General features: G+C 73.3%; 17 protein-coding genes and 1 pseudogene. 12 read left to right on the plus strand and 6 right to left on the minus strand.

Translation table 11 applies throughout. From position 1 onward, the window contains the following. Positions 1–1,867: DUF3488 and transglutaminase-like domain-containing protein (locus tag FAF44_RS41720; protein ID WP_237108927.1), on the plus strand; the 1,867-nt coding region annotated here is incomplete at its 5' end. A gap of 284 nt (positions 1,868–2,151) precedes the next feature. Beyond that, the gene (locus tag FAF44_RS55285; RefSeq protein ID WP_272895744.1) at positions 2,152–3,642 is read left to right on the plus strand and encodes a phospholipase A2; all 1,491 of its coding nucleotides are present in this window, start codon (positions 2,152–2,154) and stop codon (positions 3,640–3,642) included. Between the two features lie 169 nt (positions 3,643–3,811). Here the strand turns inward: FAF44_RS55285 and FAF44_RS41730 are convergent, their stop codons facing one another. The 3 genes from FAF44_RS41730 to FAF44_RS41740 all read right to left on the minus strand — a co-directional run bounded on the left by FAF44_RS41730 (position 3,812) and on the right by FAF44_RS41740 (position 5,832). Next, on the minus strand, positions 3,812–4,930 hold the full coding sequence (locus FAF44_RS41730) for a magnesium and cobalt transport protein CorA (RefSeq protein ID WP_237108928.1): 1,119 nt from the start codon (positions 4,928–4,930) through the stop codon (positions 3,812–3,814). A gap of 18 nt (positions 4,931–4,948) precedes the next feature. Continuing rightward, positions 4,949–5,422: a nuclear transport factor 2 family protein gene (locus tag FAF44_RS41735; RefSeq protein ID WP_237108929.1), complete on the minus strand. Its 474-nt coding sequence runs from the start codon at positions 5,420–5,422 to the stop codon at positions 4,949–4,951. A 65-nt stretch (positions 5,423–5,487) separates the two neighbouring features. Continuing rightward, the gene (locus tag FAF44_RS41740) at positions 5,488–5,832 is read right to left on the minus strand and encodes a hypothetical protein (protein WP_237108930.1); all 345 of its coding nucleotides are present in this window, start codon (positions 5,830–5,832) and stop codon (positions 5,488–5,490) included. An 89-nt stretch (positions 5,833–5,921) separates the two neighbouring features. On the opposite strand from FAF44_RS41740, the gene FAF44_RS56495 reads away from it, so the two are divergent. The 3 genes from FAF44_RS56495 to FAF44_RS41750 are packed head-to-tail and all read left to right on the plus strand — an operon-like array spanning position 5,922 to position 8,792. After that, a complete protein-coding gene (locus FAF44_RS56495) occupies positions 5,922–6,194 on the plus strand; it encodes a hypothetical protein (protein ID WP_368857789.1) in 273 nt (90 codons plus the stop codon). A gap of 47 nt (positions 6,195–6,241) precedes the next feature. Continuing rightward, entirely contained in the window at positions 6,242–6,940 is a 699-nt protein-coding gene (locus FAF44_RS41745) for a M50 family metallopeptidase (RefSeq protein ID WP_237108931.1), read from the plus strand. Between the two features lie 46 nt (positions 6,941–6,986). Then, positions 6,987–8,792 carry a serine/threonine-protein kinase gene (locus FAF44_RS41750; RefSeq protein WP_237108932.1) on the plus strand — a complete coding sequence of 602 codons (1,806 nt, stop codon included), beginning with the start codon at positions 6,987–6,989 and terminating at the stop codon, positions 8,790–8,792. 8 nt (positions 8,793–8,800) lie between these two features. Here the strand turns inward: FAF44_RS41750 and FAF44_RS41755 are convergent, their stop codons facing one another. Continuing rightward, positions 8,801–11,020 (minus strand): thiamine pyrophosphate-dependent enzyme, encoded by a 2,220-nt coding sequence (locus tag FAF44_RS41755; RefSeq protein WP_237108933.1) that lies wholly within the window; start codon positions 11,018–11,020, stop codon positions 8,801–8,803. A gap of 200 nt (positions 11,021–11,220) precedes the next feature. Here FAF44_RS41755 and FAF44_RS41760 point away from each other — a divergent pair, with 200 nt between their 5' ends. Beyond that, positions 11,221–12,558, plus strand: coding sequence for a hypothetical protein (locus FAF44_RS41760; RefSeq protein WP_237108934.1), 1,338 nt, complete (start codon positions 11,221–11,223; stop codon positions 12,556–12,558). Between the two features lie 113 nt (positions 12,559–12,671). Here the strand turns inward: FAF44_RS41760 and FAF44_RS41765 are convergent, their stop codons facing one another. Further along, positions 12,672–13,265, minus strand: coding sequence for a TetR/AcrR family transcriptional regulator (locus tag FAF44_RS41765; protein ID WP_237108935.1), 594 nt, complete (start codon positions 13,263–13,265; stop codon positions 12,672–12,674). Between the two features lie 61 nt (positions 13,266–13,326). Here FAF44_RS41765 and FAF44_RS41770 point away from each other — a divergent pair, with 61 nt between their 5' ends. The 6 genes from FAF44_RS41770 to FAF44_RS55295 are packed head-to-tail and all read left to right on the plus strand — an operon-like array spanning position 13,327 to position 22,468. After that, entirely contained in the window at positions 13,327–14,898 is a 1,572-nt protein-coding gene (locus FAF44_RS41770) for a carboxyl transferase domain-containing protein (RefSeq protein WP_237108936.1), read from the plus strand. 3 nt (positions 14,899–14,901) lie between these two features. After that, the gene (locus tag FAF44_RS41775; RefSeq protein ID WP_237108937.1) at positions 14,902–16,860 is read left to right on the plus strand and encodes a biotin carboxylase N-terminal domain-containing protein; all 1,959 of its coding nucleotides are present in this window, start codon (positions 14,902–14,904) and stop codon (positions 16,858–16,860) included. Next, positions 16,860–17,765: a hydroxymethylglutaryl-CoA lyase gene (locus FAF44_RS41780; protein ID WP_237108938.1), complete on the plus strand. Its 906-nt coding sequence runs from the start codon at positions 16,860–16,862 to the stop codon at positions 17,763–17,765. The genes FAF44_RS41775 and FAF44_RS41780 overlap by 1 nt, the downstream gene beginning before the upstream one ends. A gap of 3 nt (positions 17,766–17,768) precedes the next feature. Continuing rightward, positions 17,769–18,905 carry an acyl-CoA dehydrogenase family protein gene (locus FAF44_RS41785; protein ID WP_237108939.1) on the plus strand — a complete coding sequence of 379 codons (1,137 nt, stop codon included), beginning with the start codon at positions 17,769–17,771 and terminating at the stop codon, positions 18,903–18,905. 60 nt (positions 18,906–18,965) lie between these two features. Beyond that, complete coding sequence (locus tag FAF44_RS41790; RefSeq protein WP_237108940.1) at positions 18,966–19,400, plus strand: GNAT family N-acetyltransferase; 435 nt, start codon at positions 18,966–18,968, stop codon at positions 19,398–19,400. A 56-nt stretch (positions 19,401–19,456) separates the two neighbouring features. After that, positions 19,457–22,468 carry an AAA family ATPase gene (locus FAF44_RS55295; protein ID WP_308193473.1) on the plus strand — a complete coding sequence of 1,004 codons (3,012 nt, stop codon included), beginning with the start codon at positions 19,457–19,459 and terminating at the stop codon, positions 22,466–22,468. A gap of 15 nt (positions 22,469–22,483) precedes the next feature. On the opposite strand, the pseudogene FAF44_RS41805 reads toward FAF44_RS55295, so the two are convergent. After that, positions 22,484–24,027 (minus strand): annotated as a pseudogene (locus FAF44_RS41805) (hypothetical protein); the annotation flags it as partial.

Here is a 24,027-nt window from a genome sequence, read left to right on the forward strand (position 1 = left end):
GGCCCTCACCCTGGACCTGGTGCTCTGGCTGGCCGGCACCGTCCCGCTGTACGGGACGCTGTCGCCGTCCGTCCCCGCCGACGTGGTCGACTCCTGGCACGCCCTGCTGACCACCCTCCTGCCCGCCCAGCCCGAGCCGGAGCTGCTGGTCCTCGTGCACACGCTGGTGTGGGCGGCGGCCACCACGGGTGCGGAGATCCTGGCCCGCACCGGCACGAGGATCGCCGCCGCCCTGCCCGCCCTGGTCGTCTTCGGCCTGGCGCTCGTCCTGGGCGTGGACGGCGCGGGCTCCAACCTGCCGGTCGCGGCGGCCCTGTTCGTGCTGGTCGCCGCCCTGGCGCTGGTCCGCGACGGCCGCCCGCCGGCCTGGCTGGCGGCCGGGCTCGCCGCCGCGACCGGGATCGCCGTGCTCGCCCTGGTCGTGGGCCCGGTCCTGCCCATCGCGGCCCGGCCGTACAACCCGAGACAGGACGCCGACCTGCCCCCGCCCGCCCGCGTGGACAGCGTCAGCCCGCTCGACCGGGTCTCGGCGTGGTTGCAGATCCCCGACCGCGACCTGTTCACGGTCAGAGCCGACCGGCCGCAGAACTGGCGCTTGGCCGTGCTCGACCGCTACGACGGCGTCCGCTGGACCTCCGGCGCGCGCTTCCGGCCGACCGGCGGCCGGGTCCCGGAGGGCGAGTGGACGGGCGCCGCCGACGTGGTGCGCCAGCGGGTCACCCTCACCGGCCTGCCCGGCACCTGGCTGCCCGCCGCCGAGCGTCCCGAGGAGGTGATTGGTGTGCGCGGCCTGAGCGTGGACCCCGCCAGCGGCTCCCTGCTCGCCGCCGCCAAGCCCGCCAAGGGGTTCGGCTACGAGGTGACCTCCCGCGTGCCGAAGCCCTCGAAGGAGGACCTCCTGGCGGCCGTCCCCGTCGGCGACGCGAGCCTGACCGCCTTCCCCGACAGCCCTCAGGAGCAGCTCTTCCGCAGGCTCGCCCGGCAGGCCGTCGAGGGTGCGGACGAGCCGATCAGGCAGGCGTACCGGCTGCAGAGCCACCTGCGCGCGAGCGCCGCCTACGACGTCACCGCGCCCCCGGGGCACTCGCTCAAGAGCCTGGAGTTCTTCCTGCAGACCGCGCACCGGGGGACGTCGGAGCAGTTCGCGGCCACGTTCGCGCTCATGGCCAGGACGCTCGGGCTGCCGTCGCGGGTGGTCGTCGGGTTCCGGCCGGGCCAGGAGTCCGGCGGCGTGTACCACGTCAAGTCCGGACATGTCATGGCGTGGGCGGAGATCAAGTTCGAAGGGCTGGGCTGGCGGCCGTTCTACCCCACGCCGGGCCGCAGCGGGGCCAAGGACGACCACGAGGTGGCCTCCTCGGCGATCGAGGAGAGCGAGAAGCTGGAGGGCGAGTTCGCCAAGGGCGGCGCCGAGCGTCCGAAGGCGTCCGAGACGGCCGCGGACGAGGGGGAGCAGGCCGCGGACGGGCCCGGTCCGTGGGTGATCGCCGCGGTGGCGGCGGGCGCGCTGCTGGCGGCGTACACGGGCGCGACGGCAGCCGTGCCGTGGTGGCGCAGGCGGGAGCGCCGCCGCGCCCCGGAGCCGGGGCGGCGGGTGCTCGGCGCGTGGCGGCAGACCTGCGCCGACCTGGGGCTGGGCCGGGACCACGCGCTGACGGCGGGTGACGTGGTGTCCGGCCGGCCGGGCGAGATCTCCGTGCACCTCGAACCGCTGGCCGAGCTCTCGAACGTGGTGCGGTACGCCCCCGAGGACGTCACCGACGCCGACGCCGCCGAGGCGTGGCGGCACAGCGACGCCGTCCGCCGGGCCGTACGCGCCCGCACCCCGCTCGCCACCCGCCTGCGCGAGCGCCTCCTGCTGCGCTGAGCCCGGCACGCCTCCCGCACCGCCCGCCGGAACCGGGGCACTCGCGGAGGAACTGCGCCCTGCTACAGCGGACCTCGAGCATTCCTATACCGGCCATTCCACCTGATCTCACCTGCCGAAACAATTTTCGGACTCCCCATAACCGGCTATGCCGCCCATTCTTTTATACCTTGACAGGCAATCGACAGCCTCGATACTGAGGGGCGTCAAAGGGTCGTGAGCGGCGGTGATCCGGCGATTTCCGCGCGCCCGGCCCGAGATCTCCCGAAAGGACGTACCCTCGCATGGGCATTTCGCGTGTCGCGCTCATCGCCGCGTTATGCGCGGCGGCACTCGCCGCTCCGCTGTCCCCGGCCGTCGCGGATCAGAAGACGTCGGCGGCGCCCTCGCAGCCCACCAGAGACGTGAACATCACCGGCCCGGGCCTGTACATTCCGCAGACCCGGACTTTCGAACTCCCCGAACGCGCGGAATTCACCGGCGTTTTCGACCGCGTTTACCGGATCACCAGCCAGAAGAACGGCCGATTCGAAGCGACCTCGCCGGCCGCGGAACGCGCCGACCTGTCCGTCTTCGGAGCGGGCTGGCAGGCGGACATCCTCGGCGGCATGACGAGCCGCCGGCTCGACCTGAGCGGCGGCCAGGCCCAGGCCACCGACCTGGCCGAGGGCGAGAGCATCCGGTACGCCGTCCAGGGCCAGGCCAAGGCCGGCGAGCAGACGTACGCCGCCGCCGGCTCCACCCTCACCGTCACCACCACCAAGGACGCCGACGGCCAGGCCCGCACCCAGGCGACGGAGACCATAGCCCAGGGCACCGCCACCGGCGTCACCGCCGGCTCCACGATCAAGGCCGCCGACCTCGACCTGGTGCTCACCTGGGAGCAGGTCGCCGGCGACTGGCGGGTCACCTCCGTCGCGACCGCCGCGTACGGCGCCTCCACCGTCACCTACGACGACAAGGGCCGCGCGGCCGTCGTCACCGACCTCGACACCACGCTCACGCTGACCTACGCCGGCACCACCACGGCCACCGCCGGCAAGCCGGGCGACTTCGCCGGGCTGCTCGCCTCCGCCGAGAGCAAGTCGAAGCAGAGCGCCGTCCACAAGCGCGCCGCCTACGCCTACGACGAGAGCGGCCTGCTGCGCTCCGCCACCCTGGACGACGGCCGGAGCACGGCCACCACGACCTACTCCTACGACCAGGCCGGCCGCCTGGCCCGGCTCGCCTCGCCCGCCGCCGGCACGTGGGACATCGCCTTCCCCGCCTCCGGCGCCCGGCCGAAGGCCACCCTGGACGAGGCCGCCTCCTCGGACGGTCCGGGGATCGGCCTGCTCAACGTCCCGTCCACCTGCCCGAACGCGTCCCAGTGGATGTGGCACACGCAGAGCGAGTGCCGGGTCAGCCCGGTCGCCCACTACGGCTGGAAGGCGTCGTCCGCCAAGACCACGCCGACCGGGCACACCGTCATCGGCATCACCTACGACCACTGCAGCTCGCCCACCGGCGACGCGCCCGGCGGCTACAACTTCGCGGTCGCCTGCGACATGCACGACTACGGTTTCGGCGTCATCGGGAACTACTACAAGCTCCCGGCCACCACCTACTACATGACCCCCGACAAGAAGAGCGCCGTGGACGAGGTCTTCTACACCACCCTGACCGACCGCACCTGCCCCGCCTACGGCTCGCCGTTCGGGTGTGAGGCGTGGGCGTGGACGTACCGTCAGGGAGTCCGTCTCGGCGACCCCCAGAACGGCGCCGACGCCACCTAGAAAGCGGCCGGCCCAGCACATCGGTCCCCGCCGGCGCTGAGCTACGTCGTCTCGCGCAGCGGCCTGACCGGGATCGGCTGGATCCTGGCCATCGACGTGGCCGGGCTGATCCAGGCCGGCGCGTTGTGGCTGGTCCTCGGCGGGCTCAGGCACTGACCCCGGCCGGCGCTCAGAGCCAGCCGCGGCGCTTGAAGACCGTGTAGAGCGCCACGCACACGGCCCCCATGAGCACGATGGCGAACGGATACCCGAACGCCCAGTGCGTCTCGGGCATGAACTCGAAGTTCATGCCGTAGACGGTGCCGACGAGCGTGGGGGCGAAGAGGATGGCGGCCCACGCGGAGATCTTCTTGACCTCCTCGCCCTGCTGGATGCTGGCCTCGGTCATGCGCGCCATCTCGGCGTTCTGGGCCTGCGTGACGAGCGTCGAGTTGACGATCAGGATGTTCTGCAACATCTGGCGGAAGGACGAGATGCGCTCCGTCACGGTGATCGCGTGGTCGGCCACGTCGCGCAGGTAGCTCTGCAACTCGTCGGTCACGCCGTACTTGCGCGCCCCCGCGATGAACCCGTGGATCATCCCGATCAGCGGCGCCGTGGCCCGCTGGAACTCGATGACCTCGCCCGACAGCTCGTACACGCGCCGCGAGACCGACGGGTCGCCGCCGAAGACCTGGGCCTCGATCTCCTCGATGTCCTTCTGCAGCCCGCCCACCACCGGGGCGTAGCCGTCCACGACGGCGTCGAGGATGGCGTACAGGACGGCCTGCGGGCCCTGCCGCAGCAGCTCGGGGTCGGACTCCATGCGCTTGCGCACGCCCTGGAGGTCGGGGGCCTCGGCGTGGCGGACGGTGATCACGAAGTTGGGGCCGACGAAGACGTGCAGCTCGCCGAAGGCGACCTCCTCCACGTCGTCCAGGTAACGCGCGGCCCGCAGCACCACGAACAGGGTGTCGCCGTACCGGTCGGCCTTGGGGCGCTGGGAGCCGACGATCGCGTCCTCCAGCGCCAGCTCGTGCAGCTCGAACTCCTCGCCGAGCTTGACCAGCTCCCATTCCTTCGGCCGGTACAGCCCGATCCAGGCCATGGCGTCAGGAGTGTGCTTGAGCCGTTCGAAGGCGTCGGCGAGCGAGCCGGGGTTGTCGACCCGCTCGCCGTCGTGGTAGATCGCGTTGTCGATGACCGTGGGCCGGTAGGGGAGCTCCTCGGCGGCGCGCGGGTCCATGGAGTGCTCGGGCGCCTCCTCGCGCGTGTCGCCGCCGCGCCTGAACCCCTTCACCCTGGCCATCGCCCCTCCTGACGTCGGCTACGTCGGGCTCGCCTCGTCGAGCCGCTGCGTCGCGCGGTCCCTGATGGTCTTGCGCCACGTCGGGGTCCATCCGAACAGCACCCCATGTGGTCTGCCAAGTGCCATTTTCGACCATCTTCTGAAGTCGAACGTGTCGTGGTGGCGGACGATCAGCTCGTCCTCGAACCTGAACAGCGAGTCGGTCTCGACGGCGACCTCGCGGCCCGTGTGGTTGAAGACGTAGCGGGTGGTCGAGTGGGCCGTGGCGGTGAAGTCGTCGGCCGTGACGTCGCGGTAGCCCGACCTCGGCCGGTCGCGCAGGCCGAGTTGCAGCCGCCACATCCGCATCACCCGGTCGCGGCCCTCGACCTCCTGGAAGATGGGGTCGCCGAAGCTGACCTGGGGGTGGTAACAGCGCTCCATGGCGGCGAGGTCGGCCTCGCCGAGAGCGTCGTGGAAGGCGTTGATGAGCGCCACGTGCCGATCGTTCACCCTCCTATGAGACCACGCCCACCTGCGAGAACGTGACGCGGATCGGCCCGCGCGCCGCTGCCGGGTCACCGCCAGGCGGAGGTCTCCGGGATCACGTGCGTGCCGAGCAGGTCGAGGGCCGCGAACGGGTCCCCTGCGAGCACCGTCACGTACACGGCGGTGAAGCCGTGCTCGTGCAGGACGCGCAGCCGCTCCAGCACGCCGCCGGGCTCGTCGGCGGACGGGTCGAGGACGAGCACCGTGGTCTTCTCGATCTCGTCGTAGTCGCGCTTCTCCCGCTCGCAGTGCTCGCGCAGCACGTCGAGCTTGCGGGTGATCTCGGGCCCGTCCAGGCCGCCCAGGAGGTTGCAGGCGTCGGCGTACCGGGCCACCAGCCGCAGCGTCTTGCGCTCGCCGGAGCCGCCGACCATGATCTTCGGGTGCGGCCGGCTGAGGCTCTGCGGGGAGTTGAGCGTGCGGCCGAGCCGGTAGTGCGTCCCTCTTCGCCGCCAAGCGCGCCCTGGCCGAGGCGCCCAGCCACGACGCCGAGCTCTTCCGCGGCGGGCGCGCGGCGATCCAGGCGGCCGGGGAGCCGCTGCTGCGGCGCGCCCAGGCGGCCGGGGCCGCCCGGCCGGACGCGGCCTTCGACGACGTCCTGCGGCTGGTGGCCGGTCTGACGGTGATCAGCTTCGCCGATCCCGGGCAGTTCGAACGCGTGCTGACCATGGCACTCGACGGCCTGCGCCCCCGGCCCGAGCCGGCACCGGGCCTGGCCGCACCGGAACAACCCTGATTTTCCCGGCGCCGCGGGGTAAGCCGACCGGTTAGTGTTTCTCCTCGATGGACAAGTTCTGGGCCCACCTGATCAAGGTTCAGCCTGACCCCGACCCCTGGGTCGTGGCGGTCTCGGCTCTCGCCGCGCTGGTGATCGTCTCGTTCCGGATGCCCTGGCAGGTGTCCAGAGGGCTGATCACGATCGCCCACGAAGGCGGGCACGCGGTGATGGCGCTGCTCACCCGGCGCAAGCTCGAAGGCATCCGCCTGCACTCCGACACCTCCGGCGTGACCCTGACCAGGGGCCGGCCCACCGGCCCCGGCATGGTCCTGACCGCGCTCGCGGGCTACCTCGCGCCCTCGCTGCTCGGCCTGGGCGCGGCCTGGCTGACCGAGCAGGGGCTGATCACGCTGCTGATCTGGGGCGTGCTGCTGCTCCTGGTCTGCATGCTGCTGCTGATCCGCAACCTGTACGGCGCGCTGATCCTGCTGGTCACCGGCGGCGCGGTGTTCGCCCTGGTCATGTACGCCCCCGCGGACGTGCAGCAGGTCGTGGCCCTGGTCTCGGCGTGGTTCCTGCTGTTCGGCGGGGTCCGGCCGATCGTCGAGCTGCAGCGCAAGCGCAGCCGCAGGCAGGCCAGGGACTCCGACGCCGACCAGCTCGCCAGGCTGACGGTCCTGCCCGGCGGGTTCTACGTGTTCTTCTTCATGCTGGTGGCGCTGGTCTCGGTGGCGTTCGGCGCCTACCTGATGAACCCGCTCTAGTCCCGTTATTTCGCACTAAACTCCTCAGCAACAGGGGGAGAGTGCAGTGCTGCCAGCCGAGGACGCGCCCGGCTACCGGGTGCTCGACCAGGCGGGCCAGGGCGGATTCGCCGTCGTGTACCGCGCCTACCAGGAGCGCCTCGACCGCGTCGTGGCGCTGAAGGTGCTGTCGGTGGACCGCGTGGACCAGCGCACGATGCGCAGGTTCCAGCGCGAGCTGCAGCTCACCGGCCGCCTCACCGGCCACCCGAACGTCGTGACCGTCTTCGACACCGGCGTGACGCGCTCCGGCAAGCCGTACATCGCGATGGACTTCTTCGAGAACGGCTCCCTGCGCGACAAGGTCCGCAAGGAGGGGCCGCTGCCGCTGCCCGAGGTGCTGCGGGCGGGCGTCAAGCTGGCCGGCGCGCTGGCCGCCGTGCACGAGGCGGGCGTCCTGCACGGCGACATCAAACCGCAGAACATCCTCATCTCCCGCTACGGCGAGCCCGCGATCGCCGACTTCGGTGTGGCCCGGGTCGTGGACTCCTCGGAGATCTCGATCACCTCGCAGGCGTTCACCCCGCTGCACGCGGCCCCCGAAGTGCTGACCGGCCAACCCCACTCGGCCGCCACCGACATCTACTCGCTCGGCTCGACCCTCTACCACCTGCTGGCCGGCCGGCCCGCCTTCCACAACCCGTCCGACCCGTCGATCGCGCCGCTGATGTACCGGGTGCTGAGCGTCGAGCCGCCGCCGATCGACCGGCCGGACCTGCCGGCGGCGGTGTCGGAGACGATCGCGCGGGCGATGTCCAAACACCCCGACAGCCGGTACGGGTCCGCGCGCGAGCTGGCCCGGCACCTCCAGGCGCTCCAGGCGGAGCTGGGCCTGCCGGTCACGGACCTGGTGGGCCAGGACGCCGCCCCGCCGGCCGCCGATTCGACCGCCGATTCGACCGTGGATCCGGCCCTGGATTCGGCACTGCCCGCCGCCTCGCTCCAGGACCCCGCCGCGCACCTGTCCGCGCCGGCGGGCGGCGGGTTCCCGAGCACCGGCCACCGCCTGCCGCCGCCCTGGCCGGGCCCGTCCGGCCACCGCGACCCCGAGCCGCCGCCCCCGGACCCGCAGGGGACCGGCTGGACGGGCGGCCCGCACCCGCCCACCGCCTACCCGGAGCACGGGAGCCAGCCGACCGCCGAGGCCGCCCCGATCGTCTATCCGGGGCACGGCTACCAGCCGTCCGGTGCGGACGCTCCGTTCGCCTATTCGGGGCACGGCTACCGGCCGGCCGCCTCTCCGGGGAACCGGCCGACCGGTGAGGCCGCCCCGCTCGCCTCGACGATGCCCCCGTCCGGACGCCGGCCCGGTGGCGCCTCCTTCGCCGGGAGGATGGTCCTGATCGGCGGCGCGTCGGCGGCCGTGGTCGTCGCCGGCACGGCCCTGGCCGTCCACCTCTCGACCCGGACGCCCGCCACCACACCGCCCGCCACCACACCGCCCGCGAAGTCCACCGCCGAACCGTCGGGCACCGGCGAACCGGGCCCCATCGACGAGCGGCAGGTGGCCGCCCTGGCGCCCCGCCAGGTCAAGGTGACCGCCGACCAGGGCGAGCTGGTGGAACTGCGCTGGTCGCTCCCGGCGGGCGCGCGGAAGTACCCCGTGGTCGTCCAGCGCTCCCCGGTGGAGCAGGGCGGGCAGGCCATCACCCCGCTGACGCAGGGCGCCACCTCCACCCGGGTCGCCGGCCTGGACCCGGACAGCGGCTACTGCTTCCTGGTGGGCGTGCCGCTGGCCATCTCGGAGACCTCCACGGTCGCCTGGTCCAAGCCGGCCTGCATCAGGGGCGCGGTGGCGAAACCGGCTCGGTAAGCCGAGGATCAGCCCAGCAGCTTGCGGGCCGCCTGCTCGATCTCCTCCTCCGACAGCAGCACGTGATCGGCCGCCCTGCCGAGCGGGATGAAGCTGTCGGACGAGGTCACCCGGGCGAGCCGTCCGGTGAACCCGGCGTCGAGCAGTTCGGCCACGATCCCCTCCGAGACCCCGCCGCTGTGCCGGGTCTCGTCGGCGATCAGCACGTTCCCGGTCAGCTCGGCGGCCCGCAGCAGGTCTTCGGTCGGCAGCGGCGCGAGCCAGCGCAGGTCGAGCACCCGGCAGCCGTAACCCTCCTGGGTCAGCCGGACCGCCGCGCGCAGGCTCATCCGCACCCCGTTGCCGAACGTCACGATCGTCAGGTCGCGCCCGTCGCCGTAGGAGCGGGCCCGCCCGATGGGCACGTGCGTCTCCGCCCAGCGCGAGGGCGGCGCGTACGGCGCCAGCCAGCCGCCGTCGCCCCCGTCGAACAGGTCGCGCGTGTGGTAGAGCGCGATCGGCTCCAGGAACACGCAGACCGAGCCCGCCGTACGGGCCGCCGCCAGGCAGGTGCGCAGCATCGCCGCGGCGTCGTCGGGCCGCGCCGGCGAGGCGATGACCAGCCCGGGGATGTCACGCAGCGCCGCCACCGCGTTGTCGTTGTGGAAGTGCCCGCCGAACCCCTTCTGGTAGGCGTACGCGGCCACCCGCACCACCATCGGGTTCGTGTAGGCGCCGCGCGAGAAGAACGACAGCGTGGCCGCCTCGCCCCGGATCTGGTCGAGCGCGTTGTGCAGGTAGGCGAGGTACTGGATCTCGGGCACCGGCAGCAGTTGCGACACGCCCGACCCGAGCGCCAGCCCCAGGACGGCCTGCTCGTCGAGCAGCGTGTCGAACACCTTCGCCGCGCCGAAGCGCTTCTGCAGCCCGCGGGTCACGCCGTACACGCCGCCCTTCTTGGCGACGTCCTCGCCGAAGACCGTCATCTCCGGGTAGACGGCCAGCGCGTCGGCGAGGGTGCGGTTGATGGCCTGCGAGAGCGTCTGCGGCTTGTCGTTCTCCGGCAGCGCGCCGGCGAACGCCTTCTCCCTGGCCGTGGCCGGGGCCGCCATCGGGCCGATCTTGGCGATCAGCTCGGGCCGGCGCGGCGCGATCGGCTCCATGATCTCCTTGGCCGAGCCGAGCCGCGGGCTGCGCGCCGTCTCCTCGGCGATCTTCAGGACGTGCTCGCGCGCCGACTCGTACATCTTGAGCAGTTCGCCGGGCCGGACCAGCCCGGCCTCGACGAGCAGGGTGGCCGTGCGGACCAGCGGGTCGCGCTCCAGGTCGGCCTTGATCTCGCGGTGCGTGCGGTACGCGGACTCGACGTCGGACCCGGCGTGCCCCATGAGCCGCACCGTGGACAGGTGCAGGAACGCGGGCGAGCGCCGCTCGCGTACGTGCTCGGCGGCCCGGACGGCGGCGTCGTAGGCGGCGGGCAGGTCGCAGCCGTCGGCGGCGAAGTACTCGATGCCGGGCCGCCGGGAGACCGCCTCGACCCAGCCCTTCGGGGTGCGCACGCTGATGCCGATGCCGTTGTCCTCGCACACGAACAGCAGCGGCAGCGGCTGGCCCTGGTAGGTGGCGTAGGACGCGGTGTTGAGGCCGGACAGGGCGCTGGCGTGGTTGATCGAGGCGTCGCCGAAGCTGCACACCGCGACCGCGTCCTCGGGCCAGGCGCTCCGGACGTCGAGCGCCCGTGCCCGCTCGATGGCGAAGGCCACGCCGACCGCCCGGGGCAGGTGGCTGGCGATGGTCGAGGTCTGTGGGATGACGGCGAGGTCGGGGTGGCCGAACACCTTGTGCCGCCCGCCCGCGATGGGCTCGTCGGCGGCGGCGGTCAGGCCCTTCAGCACGTCGCGCAGGCCCTGCTCGGGCAGCCGGCCGGCCTGCTCGGACCTGGCCAGGTAGAAGGCTCCGGAGCGGTAGTGGAGCAGCGCGGGGTCGGTGGCCCGCAGGGCGGCGGCGACGGCCGCGTTGCCCTCGTGACCGGCCGAGCCGATCGTGTAGAAGCCTTCGTCCCGCTCGCGCAGCCAGCGGGCCGCGATGTCGAGCAGCCGGCTGTCGAGCTGGCTGCGGAACAGCGACCTGCACTGTTCCCCGGTCAGGGACGTTCCTTCGCGGATCGGTAGCCCCGGATCTCGTGGGGGGCCCGCCTCCAGCGTCGAAACCGTCTCGATGAAATGCGTCTCAACCGTGTCGCGCGCCACAGCATCGATTATGTCCTTGATCGGCCCTGACGTCTGCCGGACGCCGGCGACATGTTGGGAGGAGCGGCCCGTTTGACCCCGGCTGGTAACTGTTTGTCAGTATTCAGAACTTTATCGGTGGCGGGCACGTCTACTGGTAGTGCACACGTGGCACCCTCAATGCCGCGTTGAACCACTGGGGTCTCCAGGAAGGAACCCGCATGTTACAACGCATCCGTGTCGCCGCCCTCGCCTTCGTGCTGGCCGTCTCCGGGGCGATCGCCCTGGTCACGCCGGCCGCGTCGGCGGCTCCCGCACCCACCGTCACCAGGGTCGGGCTCAGCCCGGCCGCGCCCGTCGTGGTCTTCGACGCCGACGTCGCCGTCACGTTCACCTTCACCACGACGAACGCCGCCACGGCCGGGCTCAAGCTCAACGGGGAAACCGTCACCGTCACGTCGTCGCCCGTCGACGGCGGGCTGAAGTGGACGGGCACCAAGTCCTTCGGCCCCGGCGCGGCCGGCAAGTGGGACTACGCCGCCACCGCGCGCGGGGACGGCGGGGAGGTCACCCAGTCCGGCTCGTTCGACGTCGTCAAGGCCCTCACCACCAAGATCGTCGACTTCGACGCCGGCCCCGACCTGGTCGACAGGGGCGAGACCATCCGCGTCTCCGGCCGCCTGCTCGCCGACGGCAGGGGCTACGACGGCCAGTCCGTCTCCCTCACCTTCCGCGAGCGCGGTTCCGACGACCACCGCGAGGTCGTCAAGGTGACGACCGGCCGCGACGGCCGGTTCGACGCCCGCGTCGAGGCCAGGGCCACCGGCTGGTGGCGCGCCTCCTTCGCGGCCACCGCCACCGCCAGGGCCTCCGTCAGCGACAGCGACAGGGTGGACGTCCGGCGCCGCGACCTGGGCAGCAGCATCGCCGGCTTCGACGCCAGTCCCGAGCCGGTCGACCAGGGCGACCGGCTCTCCTTCACCGGCGCGCTGCGGGTCGAGGGCCGCGGCGGCCTGGCCGGCGAGCGTGTGTCGATCTTCTTCAAGGCCGACGGCGCGCGCCGCTGGGAGTACGTCACCAGCGACGTGACCGGCCGCCACGGCCGCTTCCACGCCTCCGCCGAGGCCGTCGCCTCCGGCTGGTGGCGCGCCGAGTTCCGCGGCTCCCGCGGGATCAGCGGCTCGACCGGCGTCGCCGACTGGGTGCGGGTCGACCAGCCCCCGCCGCCGCCCCCGGCGGACAAGGCGGACACGCGGCTGATCAAGTTCAACGCCTACCCGGAGCCGGTCAATCGCGGCGGCTACCTGAGGTTCAGGGGAGTGCTGCAGATCGACGACGAAGGCTCCTGGGCGGGCTACCAGGGCAGGGCGCGGCTGTACTTCAAGCCGCTGGGCTCGAAGAAGTGGCAGTACGTGAAGTCCACCTGGTCCACTGGCAGCGGGCGGCTCTACACCAAGGCCAAGGCGTGGAAGTCGGGGCGGTGGAAGTTCACCTTCCGCGGTGACGACGACGCCTACGGCTCCGGCAGCCGTTCGGACCTCGTCCGCGTGAAGCGCTGACCACCTGATCACCTGAACACCGGACCGAGGCCCGGGGCGGACGTCCGCCCCGGGCCTCGCCCTTCGCACACCTCCCGCCGCTCGGGCGGAAAGTTAGCGATCCTTAACGCGCCTCAGCGGACGGACGCGGCGATGGCCGCGCGCGCCATCGCGTGCAGCATCGGGCGCATGTCCTGCGCCGGCAGTTCGCCCGCGCTGTGCGGGGTCGAGTTGAGCAGGCCGAACACCGCGTGCGTGGCCGCGCGCAGCCGCGCCGCCGGGCAGGCGGGATGCAGCTCGGCCAGCACCGTCACCCACTCCTCGACGTAGAGCCGCTGCAGCCGCCTGATCTGCCGGCGCGCGGGTTCCGGCACGTTGCCGAGCTCCCTGTCGTGCACGGTGATCAGCGCCGGCTGCTCCGTCGTGAACGCGATCTGCACGTCGAGCAGCGCGTCGAGGGTCTCGTCGGGACCGGCGGCGACGGTGACGACCCGGGCGGCCGACTCACGCAGCCGCGAGCTGACGTCGAGCAGCAGCTCCGCCAGCAGCGCCTCCTTGCCGTCGAAGTGGCGGTAGAGGGCCGGGCCGGAGACGCCGACCGCGCCGCCGATGTCCTCGATCGACACGCCGTGGAAACCGCGGGCCGCGAACAGCCGGGCGGCGGCCTCCAGGATCTCCGCGCGCCTGTTGCGCCGGCTGCGGGTAGGGGTGTCCGAGGCGGTGGTCACGTCTCACATGCTAGACGATGACGTTAATGATGACTAACATTCGTGGCATGGGAGGGGATTCATGAGCAGCCAATGGCCGGTGCTGAAATCGGCCGCGGAGCCCGCGAGCGAGGCGTACAAGCGCAACGCCGAGCTCAACGAGCGGCTCGCCACGGAGTTGCTCGAACGCCTCGCGACCGCCGCGCTCGGCGGCCCCGAGCGGTCGCGGCGGCGGCACGTCGAACGCGGCAAGCTGCTGCCGCGCGACCGCGTGGACGGCCTGCTCGACCCCGGCTCCCGCTTCCTGGAGCTGTCGCCGCTGGCCGCGAACGGCCTCTACGACGACCAGGCCCCGGCCGCGGGCCTCATCACCGGCGTCGGCCGGGTCTCGGGCCGCGAGTGCGTGATCGTGGCCAACGACGCCACCGTGAAGGGCGGCACGTACTACCCGGTCACGGTCAAGAAGCACCTGCGCGCGCAGGAGGTGGCGCTGCACAACCGGCTGCCCTGCGTCTACCTCGTCGACTCGGGCGGAGCCTTCCTGCCCAGGCAGGACGAGGTGTTCCCCGACCGCGAGCACTTCGGGCGCATCTTCTACAACCAGGCCACGATGTCCGCGCGCGGCATCGCGCAGATCGCCGCCGTGCTCGGCTCGTGCACGGCCGGAGGCGCGTACGTGCCCGCCATGAGCGATGAGGCGGTCATCGTACGCGGCCAGGGCACGATCTTCCTGGGCGGCCCGCCCCTGGTGAAGGCGGCCACCGGCGAGGAGGTCACGGCCGAGGAACTGGGCGGCGGCGACCTGCACGCCCGCGTCAGCGGCGTCACCGACCACCTGGCCGAGGACGACGCGCACGCCCTGGCCATCGTCCGCGACATCGTCTCCACGCTGGCCCCGCGCGCCCCGAGGCCCTGGGAGACGATCGCGCCCGAGCCGCCCCGCCACGACCCCCGCGACCTGTACGGCATCGTGCCCGCCGACACCCGCCAGCCGTACGACGTGCACGAGGTGATCGCCAGGCTCGTGGACGGGTCACGCTTCCTGGAGTTCAAGGCCGAGTACGGCTCGACGCTCGTCACCGGCTTCGCCCACGTCCACGGGCACCCGGTGGGCATCCTGGCCAACAACGGCATCCTGTTCGGCGAGTCGGCGATGAAGGGGGCGCACTTCATCGAGCTGTGCGACCAGCGCCGGATCCCCCTGCTGTTCCTGCAGAACATCAGCGGCTTCATGGTCGGCAAGGCGTACGAGGCGGGCGGCATCGCCAAGCACGGGGCCAAGATGGTGACCGCGGTGGCGTGCGCCCGGGTGCCGAAGTTCACGGTGGTGATCGGCGGCTCGTTCGGCGCGGGGAACTACGCGATGGCCGGCCGGGCGTACTCGCCGAGGTTCCTGTGGATGTGGCCGAACGCCCGCATCTCGGTCATGGGCGGCGAGCAGGCGGCGAACGTCCTGACCACCGTCGGCGACGCCGACCCCGAGGCGATCCGGGCCCAGTACGAGCATCAGGGCAATCCCTACTACTCCACGGCCCGGCTCTGGGACGACGGCGTGATCGACCCGCTCGACACCCGAACGGTCCTGGGCCTGGCGTTGTCCGCGGCGGCCAACGCGCCGCTCGAGCCCGCCGGTTACGGCGTCTTCCGGATGTGACGCATGTTGTTCGACCGTGTTCTGATCGCCAACAGGGGCGAGATCGCCGTCCGCGTGGCCCGCACGCTGCGCCGGCTCGGCATCACGTCCGTGGCCGTGCACACGCCGTCCGAGGCGGGGGCCAGGCACGTGCTCGAGGCCGACGTCGCCATCGAGGTGCCGAGCTACCTGGACGCCGAGGCGATCGCCGGGGCGGCGCTGGCCTCCGGGGCGCGGGCGGTGCACCCGGGCTACGGGTTCCTCGCCGAGAACGCCGCGTTCGCGCGGCGCTGCGCCGAGGCCGGGCTGGTGTTCGTCGGGCCGCCGGCCGAGGCCATCGACGCGATGGGCGACAAGATCCGCGCCAAGGCCACCGTGGCCGCCGCCGGCGTGCCCGTGGTGCCGGGCGCGGCCGAGCAGGGGCCGCAGGGGCCGGGGCTGGAGGGCTGGCGTGACTTCCCCGCCCTGATCAAGCCGTCCGCGGGCGGTGGCGGCAAGGGCATGGTGCTGGTCCGGTCCGCCGCCGAACTGCCCGACGCCCTCGACTCGGCGCGGCGCACGGCACGGGCCGCGTTCGGCGACGGCACGCTGCTCATCGAGCGCTACGTCGACAACCCCCGTCACATCGAGATCCAGGTCCTGGCCGACACCCACGGCAACGTCGTCCACCTCGGCGAGCGCGAATGCAGCCTCCAGCGCCGGCACCAGAAGATCATCGAGGAGGCCCCGTCGCCCTTCGTCGGCCCCGAGACGCGCGCCCGCATGGGAGCGGCGGCGGTGGAGGCCGCCCGCGCGGTCGGATACGTCGGGGCGGGCACCGTCGAGTTCATCGTGGACGGAGCCGGCGGGGCCTACCACTTCATGGAGATGAACACCCGGCTGCAGGTCGAGCACCCCGTCACCGAGCTGGTGACCGGCCTGGACCTGGTGGAGCTGCAACTGCGGGTGGCGGCGGGGGAGCCGCTGCCGTTCGGGCAGCACGAGGTGCGGCTCGACGGGCACGCGGTGGAGGCCCGGGTCTACGCCGAGGACCCGGCGCGCGGCTTCCTGCCGACCGGCGGCCGGGTCCTGGCCCTCAGCGAGCCCGCCGGCCAGGACGGCACGATCGTCCGGGTCGACTCCGGGCTGGTCGAGGGCGGCGTCGTCGGCAGCGAGTTCGACCCCATGCTGTCGAAGGTCGTCGCCTGGGGCCCCGACCGGGCGGCGGCGTTCCGGGCGCTGGACCGGGCGCTGGCCGGCACGGCCGTGCTCGGCGTGGTGACCAACATCCCGTTCCTGCGGGCGCTGGCCGCGCACCCGTCCGTCGCGGCGGGCGAACTGGACACCGGGCTGGTCGAACGGGTGCTGCCCGAGCTGCCGCTCGACGGCCCGCCGCCGGACGACGCGGTCGCCGCGGCGGCGCTCGTCTTCCACGCCCTGCCGCAGGGCGACGACCCGTGGGAGGTCACCGACGGGTGGCGGATCGGGGAACGGGCCTGGACGACGTGGCGGCTGGAGCCCCGGGGCGGGGTGCACGCCGTCCAGGTGCGCAACCTGCCCGAACAAGCGGCCGAGGTCCGGATCGATGATGAAGCGGTGCCCGCGCGAATCCGGCTCGACCAGCGACGGCTGGCCGTCACGCTCGGCGGGCGCAGCACGCGCTACCTCTGCGCACGCGACGGCGACACCCTCTGGCTGGGCCGCGACGGTGCGGCCTGGCCGTTCACCCGCCACCTCATCGGCGACCCCGGCGACCGCGCGGGCGCCGCGCAGGCGGCCGACGGCGTGGTCAGGAGCCCCATGCCGGGCACCGTCCTGGTCGTCAAGGCGCAGCCGGGCGAGCGGGTGGCCGAGGGGCAGCCGCTGGTCATCGTGGAGGCCATGAAGATGGAGCACACCGTCACCGCCCCCCGCGACGGCGTCGTCGCCGAACTGCCCGTGCAGGCCGGCCAGCCGGTCGACATGGACGCCGTGCTGGCCGTGGTCACCGCCGAGGAGGCGTGATGCCGTACCCCGTGGAAGGTCTTCCGAAGCAGGTCACGGTCTACGAGGTCGGGCCGCGCGACGGGCTGCAGAACGAGCCCTCGGTCGTGCCCGTCGAGGTCAAGGCCGAGTTCATCGACCGGCTGGCGGACGCCGGGCACAAGGTGATCGAGGCGACCAGCTTCGTGCACCCCAGGTGGGTGCCGCAGCTCGCCGACGCCGACGAGCTGCTGCGGCGGCTGCGCAGGCGGCCGGGCGTGCGCTACCCCGTGCTCGTGCCGAACCAGCGCGGCCTCGACCGCGCCCTCGACCTGGGCGTGGCCGAGATCGCGATCTTCGCCAGCGCCACCGAGACGTTCGCCGCCAAGAACCTGAACCGCAGCCTGGAGAGCCAGTTCGAGATGTTCGAGCCGGTCGTGGCCAGGGCGCTGGACGGCGGCCTGCGGGTGCGGGCGTACGTGTCGATGTGCTTCGGCGACCCCTGGGAGGGCCCGACGCCGATCGCGCAGGTCGTCACGGTCGGCGAGCGGCTGCTCGGGCTCGGCTGCCACGAGCTGTCGCTCGGCGACACCACCGGCGTCGGCACCCCGGGCCACGTCACCGCGCTGATCAACGCCTTCCGCACGCCGGAGCGGCTGGCCGTGCACTTCCACGACACCTACGGACAGGCGCTGGCCAACACCCTGGCCGCGCTGAGAGCGGGCGTCACCACTGTCGACGCCTCCACGGGCGGCATCGGCGGCTGCCCGTACGCCGAGTCCGCCACCGGCAACCTGGCCACCGAGGACCTGGTCTGGATGTTGCGCGGGCTCGGCATCGACACCGGCCTCGACCTGGGCAAGCTCGTCTCCACCAGCGTCTGGCTGGCGGAGCTGCTCGGTCGGCCCAGCCCCTCCCGCGTCGTACAGGCGCTTTCGAAAGGCTGAGAGATGCTCAAGGACGAGTACGAAGAGCTCCGCAAGACGGTCGAGGCGTTCGCCCGCGAGGTGGTCGCGCCGGTCATCGGCGACTTCTACGAGCGGGAGGAGTTCCCGTACGACATCGTGCGCCAGATGGGCGCGATGGGGCTGTTCGGCCTGCCGATCCCCGAGGAGTACGGCGGGATGGGCGGCGACTACTTCGCGCTCTGCCTGGCCCTGGAGGAGCTGGCCAGGGTCGACTCCAGCGTGGCGATCACGGTCGAGGCGGCGGTGTCGCTGGGCGCGATGCCGATCTTCCGCTTCGGCGACGACGAGCAGCGCCGTGCCTGGCTGCCCAGGCTGGCCACGGGCGAGATGCTGGGCGCGTTCGGGCTCACCGAGCCGGGCGGCGGCTCCGACGTGCCGGGCGGGATGCGCACCACGGCCGTGCTCGACGGCGACGAATGGGTGATCAACGGGACGAAGGCGTTCATCACGAACTCCGGCACCGACCTGACCGGCGTCGTCGGCGTCGCCGCGCTCACCGGAGAGCGGGAGATCTCCACCATCCTGGTGCCCAGCGGCACGCCCGGGTTCACGGTGTCGAAGAAGTACTCCAAGGTCGGCTGGAACGCCTCCGACACGCGGGAGCTGTCGTTCGCCGGCTGCCGCGTGCCCGCCGCGAACCTGCTCGGCGAGCGCGGCCGGGGCTACGCCCAGTTCCTGCAGACCCTCGACGAGGGCCGCGTCGCGATCGCGGCGATCGGCGTGGGGCTGGCGCAGGGTTGCGTGGACGAGTGCCTGAAGTACGTCAGGGAGCGCCGGGCCTTCGGCCACCCGATCGGCCACTACCAGGCCATCCAGTTCAAGATCGCCGACATGGAGGCCCGCGCGCACACCGCCCGCCTGGCCTACTACCACGCGGCCGAGAAGATGCTGGCCGGGCTGCCGTTCAAGAAGGAGGCCGCGATCGCCAAGCTGGTCTCGTCGAACGCGGCGATGGACAACGCGCGGGAGGCGACCCAGGTCTTCGGCGGATACGGGTTCATGAACGAGTTCCCCGTGGGCCGCTTCTACCGCGACGCCAAGATCCTGGAGATCGGCGAGGGCACCAGCGAGGTGCAGCGCATGCTCATCGCCCGGCAGCTCGGTCTCGGGGACCTGTGAACCCCGATCTGTGAACAGGTGTTTGCGTGAAACGCGGGCGGCGATCTAGGGTCGTTGGTCATGACGGCTGACGATCTTCTCATCAGGAGAGCGGAGAAGTCGGACGCGGACGAACTGTTCGCGCTGGCCCGCGAGTTCGGCCTGACGTTCAGGCCGGAGCGCGCCGCCTTCGACGCCGCCCTGCCCACCCTGCTGGCCAACCAGGACGCCCTGCTGGTCACGGCCGTGGTCGGCGGGCGGGTGCGGGGCTACCTGCTGGGCTTCGTGCACCTGACGCTGTTCGCCAACGGGCCGGTCGCCTGGGTCGAGGAGGCCATGGTCCAGTCGGGCTCGCGCCGCCAGGGGCTCGGGCGGGCGCTGCTGGAGGAGTTCGAGCGGTGGGCCCGTACCCGCGAGGCCGGCTACGTGGCGATGGCGACGCGGCGGGCGCCCGAGTTCTACCACGCGCTGGGTTACGAGGCGTCGGCCACGTTCTTCCGCAAGGTCCTGCGCTGAACCCCTGAACCGCCCCTGGGCGGTTTGTGTCGGTGGCGGATGGCATTCTTGGGGGCGTGAGTATCCACGCCGTGAGCCCCCTGTTCGTCGGGCGGGCCCGCGAGCTCGCCACTCTCGGCGACGCACTGGCCCGATCGCGCGCCGGGTCATCCTCCACCGTGCTCGTCGGCGGCGAGGCGGGCGTCGGCAAGACCCGGCTGATCAGGGAGTTCACCGGCCACGGGGCCGCCGACACGCGCGTGCTCGTCGGCGGCTGCCTCGAACTGGGCACCGAGGGCCTGCCGTTCGCGCCGTTCACCGCCGTGCTGCGCGGGCTGGTGCGCGAGCTGGGCCGCGACGCCGTGGCGGAGCTCGTCCCGGGCGGGAACGCCCGCGCGCTGGCGCGGCTGCTGCCCGAGTTCGGCGAGCCGGGCAAAGACGGGCCCGAGGCCAGGGCGCGGTTGTTCGAGCAGATGCTCGGGCTGCTGGAGCGGCTGGCCGAGGAACGGCCCGTGGTGCTGATCGTCGAGGACGCCCACTGGGCCGACCGCTCCACCCGCGACCTGCTGACGTTCCTCATCCGCTACCAGCGCACCGCGGCCCGCCTGCTCATCGCGGTCACCTACCGTACCGACGAGCTGCACCGCAACCACCCGCTGCGGCCGCTGCTCGCCGAGCTGGGCCGGGTCGAGTGGGTCACCAGGGCCGAGTTGCGCCGGCTCACCCGGCGGGAGGCCGTCGCCCTGGCGGCCGGCATCCTGCGGCACGAGCCGGCCGCCGCCACCATGGACCTGATCTACGCGCGCAGCGAGGGCAACCCGCTGTTCGTCGAGGCGCTGCTCAGCGAGTCCGGCGGCGACGAGGCGCTGCCCGAGTCGCTGCGCGACCTGCTGCTGGCGGGCGTCGAACGGCTGCCCGAGGAGACCCAGGAGCTGCTGCGGGTGGCCAGCGCCGGCGGCCAGCGCATCGAGCACGCCCTGCTCAGCGCCGTCGCCGGGCTCGACGAGAACGCGCTGTCGCGCGCGCTGCGGCCCGCGGTGGCCGGCAACGTGCTCGTCGTCGACGGCGAGGGCTACAGCTTCCGCCACGCGCTCATCCGCGAGGCGCTCCACGACGACCTGCTGCCCGGCGAGCACATCCGCCTGCACACCCGCTACGCCGAGGCGCTGGAGCGCGACCTGACGATCCTGCCCGCCCCGCGCGGCGCGATCGAGCTGGCCCACCACTGGCACTCCGCCCACGACTCCACCTGGGCGCTGGCCAGCGCCTGGCACGCCGCCTCCGCCGCCCGCAAGTCCACCGCCTACGACGAGCAGCTCCGCATGCTGTCCAGGGTGCTGGAGCTGTGGGACCAGGTGCCCGACGCGGCCGAGCGCATCGGCGGCGACCGCATCGACGTGCTCAGGCAGACCGCCACCGTCGCCCACCTGGCCGGCGAGTACGAGCGCAGCATCGCCATGGCCACCGCCGCCCTCGCCGACCTCGACCACGACGCCGACCCGATCAGGTCGGCCACCCTGCTGCGCCAGCGCGGCCTGACCCGCTACGACCTCAGCCGCCCCGGCCACGTCGAAGACCTGCGCAGGGCCGCCGCCCTCGTGCCCGCCGACCAGCCCAAGCTGCGCGGCCAGGTGCTGGAGAGCCTGTCACGCATGCTCCACCGGCCCGAGGACCAGCCGGAGCGGCAGGCCACGGCCCGGCTCGCCATGGAGATCGGCCACGAGGTGGGCGACATCAACGTCGAGACCCACGCGCTCATCACCTACACCTGGGGGCACGCCCGCTACAGCGACATGGACACCCAGCTCGAGTCGTTCGCGCGGGCGCGCCGGATCGCCCACGGCGGCGACGCCTACAACGCGCTGATGCGCTGCGCGATCTCCGAGTCCGACGCGCTCGAAGGCGCCGGCCGGCACGAGCGGGCGGCCCAGGTCGCCCGCGAGGGGGCCGAAGGGGCCAGGCAGTACGGCCTGGCCCGCACCTCCGGCACGTTCCTGGCGATCAACCTGGCCGAGCCCCTGGTGTCGCTCGGCCGCTGGGACGAGGCCCTCCAGGTCATCGAGCACGCCCTCGACCTCGCGCCGCCCGCCCCCTACCGGGCCAGCCTGCAGGGGTTCGCCGCCGACATCGCGCTGGCGCGGGGCCAGTTCGACCGGGCGGAGCGGCTGCTGGCGGCCTCGCGCTCGGTGTTGTCACGCGGCTCGTTCCGCGACCAGACGACGCTGCCCCACCTGTGCAGGGAGATCCGGTTGCCGCAGGCGTGCGGGCAACTGGAGCAGGCGGTGGAGACGGCGGCGCGGGCGCTGGAGGAGCACGACCTGGCGAGCAGCTCGCGCTACGCCTGGCCGGTGCTGGTGACGATCGCGCAGCTCGTCTCGGCCGTGGTGCCGGCGGGGCGGCCGCTGCCGGGTGAGGGCGGCCAGGGGGCGGCCGGGCCGCTCGCCCGGCTGGCGCTGTCGCTGCTGCCGCGGCTGCGGGCGTTCGGGCAGGAGCTGGTGGCCGACGGCGAGCTGCAGCAGGCGCACCGGCTCATGTTCACCGCCCTGACCGGCCCGCTCGCCGGGTCCACGGCCGGGTCCACGGCCGGGTCCACGGCCGCGGCCGCAGCGCCGGAGCCGGACGGCGAGGCGGTCGCCTGGCGGGTCAAGGCGTCCGACCTCGCGGCCGGGGCATGGGAGGCGCTGCGGGAGCCGTACGCGGAGGCGCAGTGCCTGGTGCCGGCGGCGCAGGCGGCGTTCGCGGCGGGCGACCGCCAGGGGGCGGCGGCCCGGCTGACCCGCGCCCGCGACCTGGCCCGCGAACTCGGCGCCACACCGCTGCTGGAGCAGCTCGACGTCTTCGGGCGGCGGGCCAGGATCGGCGGCGGCACGCCGGAGGGCCCCGACGGCCAGCCGCTCGGGCTCACGGCACGCGAGCTGGAGGTGCTGCGCGAGGTGACGAACGGCCGTAGCAACCGGGAGATCGCCGAGACACTCGTCATCTCGATCAAGACGGTGAGCGTGCACGTGTCCAACATCCTGGCCAAGCTGGGGGTGGCCACGCGGGGCGAGGCCGCGGCCACCGCCCACCGGCTGCGCCTGTTCGACTGACCGCGCCGCCCGGGGTCAGCCGGTGAGCTGGGCCTCGAGGCGGTAGCCGTCCACCGTGACGTACACCTGGTCGCCCGGGCGGGCGTTGAGCCGCATCAGCACGGGCTGGAGGGAGTCGAAGACCGGCTGGTGGCCCTGCCAGACCAGGACGATCGCGTTGTCGCCGGGCCCCGTCACCGACAGCAGCGTGCCGGGACGCATGCCGAGCTGTGCCGCGTACCCCTCGGGCACCGCCACCGGGCCGCCTCTGAGGTGGTCGGGCGTGACCTCGATGCGCTGCCAGCGGCGCGGGTCCGACGACGGGCTCGGGAGCGGCGGCGGAGGCGTGGCCGGCGCGCCCGCCAGGCCGCCGGTCGGGATCATCGCCGCCCGGCCTCCCGACAGCGCCGACAGCGTGGCGAGCGCGGCGGACGGGTCGATGGATCCGGCCGTCGCGGCCGGGATGGGCTGGCCGCCCCGGTGGTGGTGGCCGTTGGCGCCGGGGGTGCGGCGGGGCAGGGGCTGGGCCGGCGACGGCGCGGCGGCGACCGAGTCCGGGGCCGCCTCGGGCGGCAGGCCGTCGAGCCACGCCTTGGCCGAGTGGGTGCGGATGCCCAGCTCGCCCATGAGCCCCACGAGGTCGGCGTCGGGCGGGCTGGCGGCCAGGAGCTGCCGGGTACGGGCCTGCAGGCCGTGGATGTCGCCCACGACCAGCCAGCCGTCCTGGAAGCGGCGATCGGGCATCAGCGTGACCAGCACCCGCCAGAGCGGCGTGCGCAGCGACGGGACCATGACCGGGTGGGCCGGGTCGGCGCCGATGAGCTGGTCCTCGGTGGCCGCCGCGCCCAGCCACTCGGTCAGCCGGAACATGTGTCCCGTGACCGGGGCGGACTCGGACGAGCGCAGCCAGTGCAGCACGCGCTCCTCGGCGGTGCGCTGGGCCTGGGAGAGCGCGTCCCGTTCCACCAGCATCTTGTGGGCGAGCGTGCGCAGGCTGACCGGGTCCTCGGCGAACAGCCGGTGCACGGCCACCGCCAGCTCCAGCTTGTCCAGGCTGCGGAAGAGGTTGTCCACGACCCGGACCATCGCGTGGTCGGCCTCCGTGGGCGCGGCGGCCGGGTAGGCCGGGGCCCCGTCAGCAGGCGCAGCGGCGGGCACGGCCGGCATCGAGCCGGTATGCGGGCCGGTGTGCGGGCCGCCGGACGCCGGGGCGGGGCCGCCAGGAGCGCCGGGGGCGGTCCCGGGCGCGGGGACGGAGCCTGCGGCCCCCGGCGTGCCCGGCCGGGACGGGAGGGCGCCGGGGTCCTGTCGGCCCGGCTGCGCGCCTGTGGGGCGCTGCGGAAGGCGTTCCTGCTGCCCGGGGACCGGCCGCTGCGGCAGGCCGCCCTCGCCGGCCAGGCCCTGACGCGGCCCGCCGCCCTGCGGCTGTGCGGGGAACGCGCCGCTCTGCGGCTGTGCGGGGAAGGAGCCGCTCTGCGCCGCGAACGCCCCCGTCTCGCGCGGCCCCGGCGCGCCCTCGGCGGGCACGGCGGGGAAGGAGCCCGTCTGGCGCTGTTCGGAGGGCTGCTGGGGGCCGGGGA

Origin of the sequence: Nonomuraea sp. MG754425 (assembly GCF_021699195.1) — a bacterium.
Classification (GTDB): Bacteria; Actinomycetota; Actinomycetes; order Streptosporangiales; family Streptosporangiaceae; genus Nonomuraea.